Below are 13,515 nucleotides of genomic sequence, written 5' to 3'. Positions count from 1 at the left end.
TCAGCGGGTGGTCTCCGCGGCCGTGTCCTCGAGAGGGACCTCGGCCGCGGGCGTCTGCGCAGGCGCGACGAGGTCGTCACGACGCTTGCCAGGACACGGCGCGCCGGGACGGATCGGGCCGCCACCGAGACGGCGGAACTTCCACTGTCGCTCGTCGTAGTCGAAATAAGTGTCCGTACCACCGACAGTGATCACGGGCTGCCTCCGGTCAATGGGCTGCTCTCGCGCCCACTGTTGGACGACGGACGCCCGGTACCCCAGGAGCCGACCGCGAAACGTCGCGTCTTGAACACGAGGTGCGGCGACTGCGCGCCACGGTTCTGGGCACCGAGGCCGACGAGCACAGCTGAGGAGGCTGAGATGAGCACAACCCCAGTCCCGCCCGTCCCGCCGCTCCCCGATCCGACAGACCCGGATCGCGCGTTCCCCGGGCGGACCGATCCCGGAGACGATCCGGACACCTCGCCGTACCCGGACCCCGAGCCGCAGCCGGAGGAGGACCCGGACGAACAGATCCCCCGCGACGGATGAACCCTGATGGGATCAGTAGGCGGCGAGTAGCCTGACAGCGATCCCTCACGGCTGGAGCTCTGCGATGACACCGGATGCGTCACAACCGGCGGTGGCTCTGCTCGCGGAAATGGCCCAGCGCTTGCAAGCGGAGCCAGATCTGGAGCAGACCCTGGCAGCGGCACTCGATTACGCGGTTGCCGCGGTCGGTGCGGATGACGCCGGCGTCCTGCTGGTCCATTCGGGCAGCCGGATCGAGTCGGTCGCAGCCACGGCTCCGGTCATCGAGAAGGTGGACCAACTCCAGTTGGAGGTCGCCGAGGGTCCGTGCCTGTCGGCATTCGTCACGGATCGCAGCTATCGGATCGCCGACACCCTCACCGATACCCGATGGCCGACCTGGTCGTCACTGGTCGTCCCGCTGGGTATCCGTAGCGTGATCGGGGTACAGCTGGGTACTGCCACGGCCGACCTCGGGGCTTTGAATCTTTTCGGAGCAGCGCCGGAACAGTTCGGTGACGAGGATGTCGCGGTGGCACAGTTCCTCGCGGACCATGTCAGCGTGGCGCTGGCGCACGCGAAGCGGGAAGCGAATCTCGCGCTCGCGGTGGACAGCCGCACCGTCATCGGGCAGGCACAGGGAATCCTGATGGAGCGCTACAGCCTCGATCCCCAGCAGGCGTTCAGCGTCCTGCGCCGCTATTCGCAGGACCGCAACATCAAACTGCGCCAAGTCGCCGAGGAAGTCATCGGCGGGCACCCCTTGTAAGCACCGCGGTCCATCCTCGTCCACATCCCGGTACGCCGACCCGCGGGGGCGGATCGACGCCGTACGGAGGATCATCATGGGGCAAGAACCAGAGCGAGCAGCGGGCTCGACCGCGCAGGCGCTCGCGCCCTTCGTGGCCGAGCACTACCTCGAGACCGGTGCGGATCTGGTGCAGAAGGCGGCCGTGGACACGAAACTCATCTACTACGCCTCGCTGTACGCCGCGCTGCCCGGTGTCGCCGAGGAAGCGGCCCGCCGGTCTGCCCTGGAGGCGCCGGTCGACGCCCAGGCGGCAGCACAGGCCCAAGCAGTCTTCGCAGCCGCGAACCGGCTCCTGAACAAGACCGCGGCGGCCATCCGGGAACGCCTACGCCAACTGGACCGGCAACGAGACCGCGAAGACCCCGACCCTTAACCGGCGCCGTCAGTCCAGCACGATGTCGATCGTGTGGTGGCCCTCGAGAGATGTAGGTACGGCGTGGATCGCGGTGCCGTCGAGTTCGAAGGAGTTGATGTTGTGGCCTGTGCCGTGGAGGTTCACGGTCAGGACGGCGGCGCGGTAGGGGAGGTTGGCCAGGGCGACGTTGCCCCAGCCTTCGGGGAGGGTCGGGGTGAAGGTCAGGCCGTTGGCGTCGAAGGACATTCCGAAGAGGCCGGTGTGGATCATGTCGATGAACGCGGTCGCTGACCACGTCTGGTCGGGTTGCGAGTCCCAGTGGTGCTTCTTGACGCCGAAGCCCGCCTGATACCCGCCGTCGACAGCGCCTGTCTCACCGTTGTAGATCTCCCAGAAGCCGCCGCTGTCCCTGACCAGCTTCGCGAGCAGCGTGGTCTCCCGCACGAACCCGGCCTGGTCCCCGTGCTTGGCCAGCGCCTTCGCCCACAACCCCTGCACGAGCGGCCAGATGATCGCGTTGTGCCGCCCCGGCTCCGCGCTGGAGTACCTGTCCCAGTGCGGATACGTGTCGGGCATGCCCCACGGCATCCCGTGCGCGTTCGCGATCACGGCCTTCGCCTGTGCGTCGTCGGCGATCCCGAAGAGCAGCGTGAACGCCAGCCCGGTGCCTTCCTGGTAAATCCCCGGCGTACCGTCGGCCCGCAGCTCGTAGTTGTAACTCCCCGCCTGCGCATTCCAGAAGTGCTCGTTGACGGCCTGCTTCATCGCCGCCGCGTTGTCGCGGTGCCCGTCGGCCGGCAGACCCAGCGCCGCCGCCATCTCCGCCGCACCGGCGTACGCGGCGTAGTACAGGGCGTTCGTGCTCAAGTACATCGACGCGACGACATCCGGGTACGACGTACTCTCGCTCCCCTTCGACTCGCCGTCTCCAGCCGTCGGCGCCGGGAACCCGGACACACCGTCGTTGAAGAACGACGGACCGGTGAACAGGCCGTACTGCGCGTTGTACCCGAAGACCGCTGCCTGCTCGCGAACGGCGAGCGTCGTCACGACGGCCTGATAAGCGTTCCGCAGAAAGTCCAGATCGCCAGTCACCAGATAGTGGTGCCACGCGCCGACCGTCCACACCACCTGGTCCCACTGCTGACTGTCCTGCTGCACCACGAGCTTGCCCGCGGCATCCTTCTCGACAACCGCCCACAGAGTGTTCGCGGCCAGCGTCGGCGCGAGCAGGCTCGTCGCGTTCCAGCTGTTGATGGTCGCGTCCCGGGTCCACGGCTGCTCATATCCCCCACCGGCCCGAACCATCCCGGCCGCTGGATCCATCAGACCACTCCGGGCATAGTCATCGCCGTACGGGACGGTGTTGGTCGTCAGCAGGTTCTCGAGCGCCGCCTCGTACGTCGTGCCGAACAGTGCCTGGCTTTCCGGGTTCTCGAACCGCAGCGTCGGACGCGGGTCTGTCGTTGTCATTCCCCCATTCCATCAGCCGGCGCTCGGCTACAGTTCGGCGGATGCGGACAGAACCGGCGAATGTCTTCTGGGTGGGCGGTCCGGCGGCCGCGGGTAAGTCGACGGTGAGTCGGCTGCTCGCGCGAAAGCACGGTTTCCTCTGGTACAGCGTGGACGCGCGGTCCTTCGCTCACGAGAAGCGCGCTGTCGCGGCCGGATCTTACGTCCCAGGCACCGATCCGGGAGCGCTCGATCGGCGGCCGATGATCATCGAGGACATCGAGTCGCTACCTGTGGAGACGTCGGTGATTGTCGAGGGTGCGTTCGTCACGCCGGCGATGGCTGGGACCGGCGAGAACGCGGTGTGGCTGATGCCGTCCCAGAAGGAACAGGTCGCGCGGGTGGAGCACCGGAATCCAGGCGCTGATCATTCAGGCCTGATCTGGGGATGGAATCTGGTGCACGGCCAACTCGAGGGTACCGGCGCGAACGTCGTGGTGGTCGACGGTCAGAGCGTCGAGGAGACGATCACGGCGGTCGAACGGGCGTTCGGCGCGACCTTCGAATCCGGTCCAGCCGCACGCACGACCGGCGAACGGCGAGCGTTACTCCGCGTCAGCAACGGCTACCTCGCCGAGAACACCAGGCGCCGTACGGTCCACGCCTTCGATTGCGAGTGCGCACAAGAAACGTGCACCGCTGTCGTCGACCTCCACGTCGACGAGCTCCCATCGCTGCTCGCCGCAGCACCGCCGTCGATCGTCGCGCCCGGACACGCCTGAGACGCCTGAGACGCTCGGGGCGCCACCGACGTTCGGCGCCGGTGCCGGAAGGCCGGATCGTACGATGTCACCTTCCGCAGGTTGGCTCCGAGGAGGTCGGCAGTGCCCGTCAGCATCCGGGACGTCGCGCGCGAAGCCGGCGTCTCGCTCGGTACGGCGTCGACGTACCTCAACAATCCGGACCGCGTCGCTCCGCACACGGCCAAGCGGATCCGCAAGGCGATCGACGAGCTCGGTTACGTGCGGAACGAGACCGCCCGGCAGTTGCGCGCCGGGCAGAGCCGGATGCTGGCGATGCTGAGCATGGAACTGCAGAACCCGTTCTTCGGCGCGGTGGCCGAGGTGATCGAGAGGCGGGCCGCCGACTTCGGGCTGTTCATGATGCTGCTGTACGGCCACGGGGACGTCGAGCGGGACCGGCAGTACGTCGACCTCGCGGTGCAGAAGCAGGTGTACGGGATGATCCTGGCGTCCGGCAGCGCGACTCCCGACGTACTCGACCTGCTCGCCCGGCAGCGGGTGCCGACCGTACTGATGGACGGGCACGCCGATCGCGACGGGTTCGCGTCGGTCGCGATCGACGACGTCACCGGTGGGCGGCGAGCCGTCGAGCACCTGATCGCGCAAGGCTGCAAGCGGATCGCGGTGGTCGGCGGTGAAGCCGTGCTGCCACAGATAGAGGAACGTGTTCGCGGCGCGCAGCAGGCGGCCGCCGGTCACCGCGGGGTGAGCCTGGAGATCGTGCCCACCAAGGAGCGCACGGTGGAAGCCGGCCGGGCCGCCGGTCAGGAACTGGCGCAGCGCCCCACCCGCCGACGGCCGGACGGGATCTTCGCGATCAACGACCTGATCGCCATCGGCCTGGTGGACGCGCTCGTGATCTCGGCCGGCTGGCAAGTGCCGCAGCAGCTCGCGCTGGTCGGGTACGACGACATCGATTTCGCATCGTCCACGATCGTGCCGCTGTCGACGGTGCGCCGTCCCCGGGACGTGTTCGGCCGGGTGGCCGTCGACTTCGTCCGCGAGCTCGCCGGCGCGCAGACGCCGGGCCCGGCCCGGCATGTCGAGATCCAGCCGGAGCTGATCGTCCGCACCAGCTCGCGCCGGCACTGAAACGATGGCAAATTTCTCCGCGTAGTCCGATCCCGGACACTGCGCGCATTCGCTCTTGACACGCTCAAACGGCTCCGCAACAGTTCGCTGAAACGTTTCGGTCCAGCGCAGGGAGCGTGCCATGACGGTGTCCTCGACGACGGTGTCCTCCACGACGGCGACCTCCACGACGGCGACCGGGACCCCGCGGCGACCGCGACGGTGGCGGTTCGCGGTGTACCTGACGCTCGCGCCGGTGCTGGCGACGCTGACGGTGTTCCAGTACTACCCGGCGATCAGTGGCATCTGGCACTCGTTCTTCGACTGGAAGCCGGTCGGCCACTCGAAATTCGTTGGCTTGGCCAACTACCGGACGATGCTCGGCGACGACCTGTGGTGGACCTCGTTCCGCAACCTCGGAGCGATCTTCGTCTTCGGCGTCGTGATGTGGACGATCCCGCTGCTGGCCGCGGAGCTGCTGATCTCGCTACGCAATCGCCGGCTGCAGTTCGTCTTCCGCACCCTGCTGATCGTGCCGATGGCCTTCCCGGGCGTGGTGACCGCGCTGGTCTGGTCGTTCATGTACCACCCGAACCAGGGCATCATCAACCAGGGACTGAGCGCGATCGGACTCTCGGAGCTGCGGCAGAACTGGGTCGGTGATCCGGACCTGGCGCTGCTCAGCCTGCTGTTCATCGGGTTCCCGTTCGTCGCCGGGTTGCCGTTCCTGATCATCTACTCGAGCTTGAGCAATATCCCGGCGGAGATCTTCGAGGCCGCCGAGATCGACGGCGTCGGTCGCCTCCGGCGGGTCTGGACGATCGACCTGCCGCTGCTCGCCGCGCAGATCAAGCTGCTGTTCTTCCTGGCCGTCGTCGCCACCCTGCAGTACGGCTTCCTGGCCTACATCGTGACGGCCGGCGGTCCGGACGGCGCGACCTCGGTTCCGGTACTGCGGATGCTCGACGTCGCGTACCAGGGCGGCGACTGGGGATACGCGGCAGCGCTGTCGACCACGTTGTTCGTGATCACCCTGGCGCTGTCGTGCGTCGTCGTCTTCGTCCGCCGCAAGAACAGCCTCGCCGACGCGAAGGGGATGTGATCATGTTCGACACCCGCAACAGCCGGATCCGGGCACATCGCCGTACGCCGAAACGCCAACGCCGACGTGGTCAGGTCGGTGTGGTGGCCGGTCTGACGGTGCTGGTCCTGCTGAGCCTCGGACCGTACGTCTTCATGCTCGGTACGTCGGTCAAGGACAACCTGCAGTTCGCGACGAGCTACTGGCTACCCACCTGGCCGCTGCACCTCGGGAACTACGCGACCGCGTGGAAGCAGATCAGCCCCTACCTGCTGACGTCGCTGATCGTCGCGGCCGCGGCGATCGTCGGCATCCTGGCGCTCTCCGCGGTGGCCGGCTTCGTCCTCGCCCGCTACAGCTTCCCCGGGCGCCGGTTCCTGTTCGCGATGATCGCGGCGCTGATGATGGTGCCGAGCATCTCGAGCCTGATCCCGCTGTTCGTGATGATGCGCGACTTCGGCCTGCTGAACACGTACGCCGTCCTGATCATCCCGCACGTCGCGGGCGGGGTGGTGCTCGGCACGATCCTGATGAAGACGTTCGTCGAGGGCATCCCGCAGTCGATGTTCGACGCGGCCCGCACCGACGGGGCCGGCGGGGTCCGGATGTTCACGTCGATCATGCTGCCGCTGTCGATGCCGGTGATCGGCACGATCGCGCTCGTCACCGTCAACGGGGTCTGGAACGACTTCTTCTGGCCGCTGCTGACGATCACCAAGGACCAGTACCGCACGGTGTCGGTCGGTCTGCTCTTCTTCCACGGCCAGTCCGGCACGGACTACGGCCCGATGTTCGCGGGGTACACGCTGGCGAGCTTGCCGTTGCTCGTCGGTTTCGTCCTGCTCTCCAAGCACTTCCTGGCCGGTGTCCAGGGCGGCTTGCCCGGCAGTCACTAGGAACACCTCAATCACCAGAAGGGAACGACCGATGGCGAGACTGCACGTCGCCCGCGCGCTGTCCGGTGCCGTGGTGGCCGCTGTGCTGACACTCAGCGCAGCCTGCAACGGATCGGGGGCCGGTGGCGGTGACGGTGGCGGTGACAAGGTCACCATCACGATCGCCGGCCCGAACCAGTGGAACTCCGACCCGAAGAGCTTCGGCCCGGCCTGGGACGACCTGGTCACGCGGTTCGAGGCCGCCGAACCGAACATCAGGGTCGAGACGACCGTGCTGCCGATCCCGGGGTTCATCCAGACGTTGTCCACCCAGCTCACCGCCGGTACGGCGCCTGAGCTCGTCTTCAACCAGGCGCCGCACCAGCCCGATCAGGTGCTGCCGCTGGACGAGTACCTGGACAAGCCGAACCCGTACGTTCCCGGCAACCAGCACTGGATCGACATCTTCAACGCCGACCAGTTCGGGCCGAAGTCCGGCAAGGTGCGCAACGCCGCCGGGCATTACGAGTGGGTGCCGTTCAACCTGGTGACGATCGGCCTCTACTACAACCAGGACGCGTTCGCGAAGGCCGGCGTCCAGGCGCCGCTGACGACGTACGGCGACTTCGTCGCGGCCTGCCCGAAGCTCAAGGCGGCCGGGTACGCGCCGCTCGCGATGGACAACGGGTGGCTCGGCCAGGGCTGGACCTACACCGTGGTGATGGGGATGCTGGCGGACAAGTACTTCGACCGCTGGAACCAGTTCGACGCCGACGGCAAGCCGGGCAAGGCGGCGCAGCTGACCGCGAAGTCGGTCGCCAAGGCCGTCCTGACCGGCGAGCTGGACCCGACGAAGACACCCGAGGTGGCCGAGGGGCTCCGATTGATCAAGGCGATGTTCGACGCCTGCGCGACGCCGAACTGGTCCGGGATCTCCGGTGGCGCGTCGTTCGTCGGCGGTGACGACTTCGTCGGCGGCAAAGCGGCGATGGCCTGGGGGACGAACTTCGCCGACGCCGGCCTGGACAAGGTGTCGTGGAAACACGGCACGATGCCGTTCCCGACGATCACACCGACGGACAGCGAACTCGCCGACGGTACTCCGGCGAGGTTCGGCGCGGACACCGGCGGTACGTCGTACATGATCCCGTCGACGACCAGCGGGAAGCAGCTGGACGCGGCGGTGAAGTTCCTGCAGTTCGCGAGCAGCACGCAAGGCGGTCAGGCGTGGCTGGACAAGTCAGGGGGCATCCCCGCGACCAAGGACGGTAAGGCCGCGCCGGGGCTGCAGGGCCTGATGAGTGGCGAGTGGTTCAAGCACCCGCCGCGGGCCACCGGCCTCGATCTGCAGCCGAAGGCGCTGGCCGGAAAGCCGTCGTACGACGGTTATCTGCTCGGCACCAAGAGCGAGGACGAGACGCTGCGAAGGCTGAAGGAGAACTGGACGACCGCAGCCAAGGAGGCTGCGAAGGACGCCGGCTGGACGGAGAGCTGGGCGAAGTGACGGCATTCACCGAGTTCGAGGAGAAGCGATGATCAGATCGATCGGCTCCCTCAGGAGCCTGCTGGCCGGGGTGGTCCTGACCGCCCTGGCCGCCGGGGGCCTGGTGACGACGGCTGCCGCGGCGCCGCCGTCCGGCATCACGACAGTGCGGGCCACCGACCAGGCGATCCAGGTCGAGGGCACGGCCGACCCGAGCACCGACGTGTCCGTGTACGCGCTCGGCCTGGAGCAGGAGGACTCCGCCTGGTCCAGCAGCACCCCGGTGGCGACCGTCAAGTCCGACGCCGCCGGCGCGTTCACGGCCTCCGCTCCACGCGACGGGTACTACGACAAGTACGTCGCCGTGGCGAACGGCGCGATCGTCGGCACCGACCGTCAGGTCGACGACCTGCAGATGACGCCGACCAACACCTACCCGTATCCGACCAGCCCCACGAAGAAGGGCTTGCAGGTCCAGATGACCGCGGACGCCGAGGAGCTGGGCGTCGGCCATGCGGCGATCAACGTTCCGTTCAACACCCTGATGCAGGTCTCCGACGCGGGCGCCGGCAAATCCGTCCCGTTCGTCTCGCAGGGCCGGACGTTCTACTTCGACGCGGCGACCGTCAGCGGGCTGGACCGGCAGATCAAACCGCTGTCGGACAACGAGACCGTGGTCAACCTGATCCTGCTGCTCTACCGGGACGATCGGGCGAACTCGAGTTGGTCCGTGCTGAAGCACCCGGACGCCGACCTGAGCGGCGGGCCGGTGTTCGCGTTCAACACCAAGACCGCTGAGGGCATCGCCTACTACACCGCCGCGGTCGAGTTCCTCGCGCAGCGCTACACCCGGACCGACGAGCGCTACGGCCGCGCGACCGGCTTCATCGTCGGTAACGAGGTCGACGCCCCGTGGATCTGGCAGAACATGGGCAACAAGCCGATCGACGAGTTCCTGAAGTACTACGAACGCGCGCTCCGGATCACGTTCCTGGCCACGCGAGCGGCGTACAGCGAAGCCCGCACGTACGTCTCGCTGACGCACTCGTGGAAGCAGGCGGTCGCGAACAACCCGAGCCAGTACTACCCGGCCAAGGACGTCGTCGACCACCTGAACGCGCTCACCAAGTCCCACGGCGACTACCCGTGGAACGTTGCCTACCACCCCTATCCGCACGACCTGACCGACCCCAGGTTCTGGAACGACCCCAACACCACGAACGATCCGGACACCAGTCCCGAGATCACCTTGCGCAACATCGAGGTGCTACCGCAGTACCTGCAGCGGCCCGAGCAGACGTACGACGGTCAGCAGCGCCGGATCATCCTGTCCGAACAAGGCTGCAACACCCCGAACACGACCGCCGAGGCAGAGCGTAACCAGGCCGCCTGCTACGCGCTGGCGTACTACAAGGTCGCGTTCAACCCAGGAATCGACTCGTTCATCCTGCACCGGCACGTCGACCACCAGGGCGAGGGCGGACTGCGGCTCGGCCTGTGGTGGTGGGACGACACCGTCAACGCTCCGGCCGCACCGAAGTCCAAGAAGCTGGTGTACGACGTCTTCCGCACCATCGACACCAGCAAGTCCTTGGAGGTCTCGAAGTTCGCCCTCGACGTGATCGGCATCAAGGACTGGTCCGAGCTCGTCCAGAACTGGGACCCGTCGAAACTGGCGGTGCGCGCGAACCCGACCACGGTCGGGGCGAGCCGGACGGCGATGCCGCGCCAGGTCAGGACGTTGATGGACTTCACCAACGGCACGCAGGGCTGGCGGGTGTCCGATGCCGCGGACGCCGTGACCGCGACGGACGGCGTACTGCGAACCAACTTCACCTGGGAGTCCGGGTACGCCGGGCAGCTCGGGCAACTGTGGCGGGGCACGGACGTCGTACTGCCGGCTCCGATCGACACCGGCGGCGCACAGGGACTGAGCGTCAAGATCAGGATCCCCGCGGATGCCACCGTCGGTACGCGGTACGTCAAGATCAAGGCGTACGGCGATGACGGCCGCGTGATCGAGGGCGCGACCCGGCTCGACGATGGTGGTGACTGGCAGCGCGCGACCATCGATCTCTCGGGATGGCGCGGGAAGATCAGCCGGATCAAGGTGTGGGTCCGCGGCAGCACGCAGGCCACGTGGAGCGGGCACTTCGACCTGGACGACGTACAGCTGGCCGGCGCTCTCGCCGGGGCGGAGCGGACGGGCAACCTGACGTTCTCGGCCGACGCGCCGGAAGGCATCGGCGCCGGGAAGCCCGTGCACGTGACGATCCGCAACGACGACCTGCGGCCGGTCAGCGATCCGGCCGAGGTGAAGGTGTGTGACGGGGTGACGCTCACCCCGGCGGCACTGCCCGCCACCGGGATCGCGCCCGGAGCGACCGCGACCCTCGACGCCACTGTCGCGAAGTCGGCGCCGGCGGATCCGTACCATCCGAGCCTGTGCTTCCGGCTGGCCGGATTCGACTACCGCGTCGCAGTGACCGTCCCGCCGAAGCCGGTCCCGGTCGCGAAGCCGGTGTTCGACTTCGACGACGGTACGGTGCAGGGCTGGCAGGCAGGCGCGGGCATGGCGTCGGTGTCCGCGGTGTCGAGCCTCGCGAACGGGCCCGGCGTACCGCAGGCCGGTTCGTACGCGCTGGACGGCGCCTCGACCGTCGCGTCGTCGCTGCAGCCCAAGACGCTGTACGTCGACCCGTCCACGCCTCTCGACCTGTCCGCGGCGAAGCGGGTCGTGGTGTGGGTGAACTCGTACGGCGGAGCGCCCAACTCGACCGGTTACGAGGTCACGTTCACGCTCCGGTCGGGCACGTCCGTCCAGACGATCACCCAGCCGTACTCGCCGGACCGGTGGAACGAGATCGGCCTCGACGTGTCGAACTGGGCGGGTCGCGCATCGATCGACCACGTGGAGGTGACCATGCACGCGGTCGGCGGCGACTACTCGACCTGGGGCGCCCACTTCCAGGTCGACTCCCTCGGCTGGTTCGGCACCGTCTGAGGTGAAGACGTCGGCTGCAGGCTCGCGGCGGCGAGCCTGCAGCCGACCCTGCAGCCGACCCTGACTGATCCGCCGCGGTCTGCACCGGCCCGTACGAGCTGGTCATCCGGGAGTCGAGTCACGCTCCAGCCACGGGAGCAACTCGGCGAGTAGGCGGTCCGGGGCGTCCAGCGGGATCAAGTGTCCACAGTTGTCGAGCTGGACGGACGTGAGGTCGGGCGCCGCGGTACGGAGTTGAGCGGCGAGCGCTGGACCCACGGGTTGGGACCCGATGGCCAGGACCGGCAGGTCCAGCGACTTCTCGGTGAGCAGCGGCGCGAGTTCCTGGGCGTTGCGCGGCATCGCGCGATAGTGCGCGAAGGCTCCGGCCAGAGCGACAGTTCCGGTGTACGCCGACGCGAAGGCAGCCGTGAGCTCGGGACCGATACCCGTGCCGTCAGCGGTGCCCACGTTCAGGAACCACTCGACGTACTCGCGTTCATGACCGGCCAGCACGCGTTCCGCGAGCCCGGGAACCTGGTGGAAACCGAACCACCACGGTTGCCCACGCTCGAGCAGGCTCTCCGCGCCGGCGACACCGGGCAGGATCGCCTCCATCACCACCAGCCGGTCCGTGCGTTCCGGGCGCGTGACCGCGAATCCCACAGCGGCAGGCACGCCGGCGTCGATGGCGACCACCGTCGCACGGTTGATCCGCAGGCCGTCGAGGAGCTGCTCGGTCCGGTCCGCGAGTTCCAGCGCCGACCCACCCCGGACGAGATCGGGAGCGATCAGCCGCCAGGTCGCGGACAGCCGCGGTACGACGAGCTCCCACAACCGCTCCGTGTGCGGAAACCCGTGCAGCAGGACGACGGCAGGTCCGCGGCCGCTGTCGATCAAGAGAACCTCCAAAGTTACCGTTGGTTACCTGGTCGACTGTAGGAACCACGGAGGCGGGGATGGAAGATCGCACTTTCGGGACACCTGGTCACTCCGAGGTGCCCTCCCGGCGCGGCGACCTCTTCAGCCCGGACTGCCCCACCCGCCAGCTGCTCGACCGCGTCGGCAGCAAGTGGGTCGCGATGATCGTGAAGACCCTGGCCGAGACCGGCGAACTGCGGTACGCCGAGCTGAAACGCCGGACCCCCGGGGTCTCGGCGAAGATGCTCACCCAGACGCTGCGCGGGCTCGAGGACGATCAGCTGGTGGCCCGTCGGGTCGAGCCGAGCGTCCCGCCGGCCGTCCACTACTCGCTCACGCCACTCGGTCGCAGTCTCGACGAGCCACTCGCCGCCCTCCGAGCGTGGGCCGAGACCCACATGCCCGAAATCGACGCCCACAGGTCCCGAGCCCACACCGTTTGAGACAACGCCCACCGGCGGTCCGGTCGGTGCCATACTCGCGAAATGTCCACACTCGATCTGTCGCCCGATCAGTTGCTCACGACAACCAGAGCCGTTCGCAAACGACTCGATCTGGACAAGCCGGTTCCGCGCGAGCTGATCCGCGAGCTGATCGACATCGCCGTCCAGGCGCCGTCGGGAAGCAACGGGCAGACGTGGCACTGGCTGGTGATCACGGACCAGGACAAGCGGAAGACAATCGGTGAGTACTACCGTCGTTCGCTCCAGAAGTACTTCGCTGCGAAGGATGCCGCGGAGACGCCGGACGACGACCCGGCGCGGGCGGCGGTGCAGGAGCGGGTCCGGAGCAGCTCGGCGTACCTCGGCGATCACATGGGCGACGTACCGACGCTGGTGATCCCCTGCATCGAAGCCACCGAACTGCCCGCCGGCAACCAGGCCGGGCTCTGGGGTTCGATCCTGCCGGCCGCGTGGAGTTACATGCTCGCCGCGAGGTCGCGCGGTCTGGGGACGGCGTGGACGACGTTGCACCTCAGGTACGAACGCGAGATCAGCGAGCTCCTCGGCCTTCCCGAGCACCTCCGTCAGGCCGTGCTCATCCCCACCGCGTACTCGATCGGCACCGGCTTCAAGCCCGCCCCGCGCAAGCCGCTGGACGAGGTCCTCCACTTCGACGCCTGGTAAGCGGACGCGGGCAATCGCCTGCCGCAGCAACTCGGCTACCTCC

At 67.8% G+C, this 13,515-nt stretch carries 14 protein-coding genes; 11 read left to right on the top strand and 3 right to left on the bottom strand.

Annotation, left to right across the window (positions count from 1 at the left end; genetic code table 11):
- Positions 1-195, bottom strand: a complete 195-nt coding sequence (locus ACFYRH_RS33425; protein WP_387783650.1) for a hypothetical protein — start codon at positions 193-195, stop codon at positions 1-3.
- Between the two features lie 165 nt (positions 196-360).
- Between ACFYRH_RS33425 and ACFYRH_RS33420 the strand changes: the two genes are divergently transcribed.
- From ACFYRH_RS33420 to ACFYRH_RS33410, 3 genes are all read left to right on the top strand, one after another.
- The gene (locus tag ACFYRH_RS33420; protein WP_387783648.1) at positions 361-531 is read left to right on the top strand and encodes a hypothetical protein; all 171 of its coding nucleotides are present in this window, start codon (positions 361-363) and stop codon (positions 529-531) included.
- A gap of 64 nt (positions 532-595) precedes the next feature.
- Entirely contained in the window at positions 596-1,279 is a 684-nt protein-coding gene (locus tag ACFYRH_RS33415; protein WP_387783646.1) for a GAF and ANTAR domain-containing protein, read from the top strand.
- Positions 1,280-1,355: 76 nt separating this feature from the next.
- Positions 1,356-1,694 carry a hypothetical protein gene (locus ACFYRH_RS33410; RefSeq protein ID WP_387783644.1) on the top strand — a complete coding sequence of 113 codons (339 nt, stop codon included), beginning with the start codon at positions 1,356-1,358 and terminating at the stop codon, positions 1,692-1,694.
- Positions 1,695-1,703: 9 nt separating this feature from the next.
- Here the strand turns inward: ACFYRH_RS33410 and ACFYRH_RS33405 are convergent, their stop codons facing one another.
- Positions 1,704-3,149, bottom strand: a complete 1,446-nt coding sequence (locus ACFYRH_RS33405) for a glycosyl hydrolase family 65 protein (RefSeq protein ID WP_387783642.1) — start codon at positions 3,147-3,149, stop codon at positions 1,704-1,706.
- Positions 3,150-3,190: 41 nt separating this feature from the next.
- Here ACFYRH_RS33405 and ACFYRH_RS33400 point away from each other — a divergent pair, with 41 nt between their 5' ends.
- From ACFYRH_RS33400 to ACFYRH_RS33375, 6 genes are all read left to right on the top strand, one after another.
- Entirely contained in the window at positions 3,191-3,910 is a 720-nt protein-coding gene (locus ACFYRH_RS33400) for a hypothetical protein (protein ID WP_387783640.1), read from the top strand.
- 102 nt (positions 3,911-4,012) lie between these two features.
- Positions 4,013-5,023, top strand: coding sequence for a LacI family DNA-binding transcriptional regulator (locus ACFYRH_RS33395; protein ID WP_387783638.1), 1,011 nt, complete (start codon positions 4,013-4,015; stop codon positions 5,021-5,023).
- 121 nt (positions 5,024-5,144) lie between these two features.
- Positions 5,145-6,104 (top strand): carbohydrate ABC transporter permease, encoded by a 960-nt coding sequence (locus tag ACFYRH_RS33390; protein WP_387783636.1) that lies wholly within the window; start codon positions 5,145-5,147, stop codon positions 6,102-6,104.
- Between the two features lie 2 nt (positions 6,105-6,106).
- Positions 6,107-6,979: a carbohydrate ABC transporter permease gene (locus tag ACFYRH_RS33385; protein ID WP_387783634.1), complete on the top strand. Its 873-nt coding sequence runs from the start codon at positions 6,107-6,109 to the stop codon at positions 6,977-6,979.
- Positions 6,980-7,010: 31 nt separating this feature from the next.
- The gene (locus tag ACFYRH_RS33380; RefSeq protein ID WP_387783632.1) at positions 7,011-8,462 is read left to right on the top strand and encodes an ABC transporter substrate-binding protein; all 1,452 of its coding nucleotides are present in this window, start codon (positions 7,011-7,013) and stop codon (positions 8,460-8,462) included.
- Between the two features lie 28 nt (positions 8,463-8,490).
- The gene (locus ACFYRH_RS33375; RefSeq protein ID WP_387783630.1) at positions 8,491-11,445 is read left to right on the top strand and encodes a DUF5722 domain-containing protein; all 2,955 of its coding nucleotides are present in this window, start codon (positions 8,491-8,493) and stop codon (positions 11,443-11,445) included.
- A 102-nt stretch (positions 11,446-11,547) separates the two neighbouring features.
- Here ACFYRH_RS33375 and ACFYRH_RS33370 read toward each other — a convergent pair whose 3' ends face one another.
- Positions 11,548-12,324: an alpha/beta fold hydrolase gene (locus ACFYRH_RS33370; protein ID WP_387783628.1), complete on the bottom strand. Its 777-nt coding sequence runs from the start codon at positions 12,322-12,324 to the stop codon at positions 11,548-11,550.
- 59 nt (positions 12,325-12,383) lie between these two features.
- Here ACFYRH_RS33370 and ACFYRH_RS33365 point away from each other — a divergent pair, with 59 nt between their 5' ends.
- A complete protein-coding gene (locus tag ACFYRH_RS33365) occupies positions 12,384-12,788 on the top strand; it encodes a winged helix-turn-helix transcriptional regulator (RefSeq protein WP_387783626.1) in 405 nt (134 codons plus the stop codon).
- Positions 12,789-12,830: 42 nt separating this feature from the next.
- On the top strand, positions 12,831-13,472 hold the full coding sequence (locus tag ACFYRH_RS33360; protein ID WP_387783624.1) for a nitroreductase family protein: 642 nt from the start codon (positions 12,831-12,833) through the stop codon (positions 13,470-13,472).
- Positions 13,473-13,515: the final 43 nt, after the last annotated feature.

The sequence above is a fragment of the Kribbella sp. NPDC004875 genome, from assembly GCF_042873375.1.
In the GTDB taxonomy this organism is placed as follows: Bacteria; Actinomycetota; Actinomycetes; order Propionibacteriales; family Kribbellaceae; genus Kribbella.
Note: the sequence above shows the minus strand (reverse complement) of the source record. Positions and strands in the feature narration are given on the sequence as shown.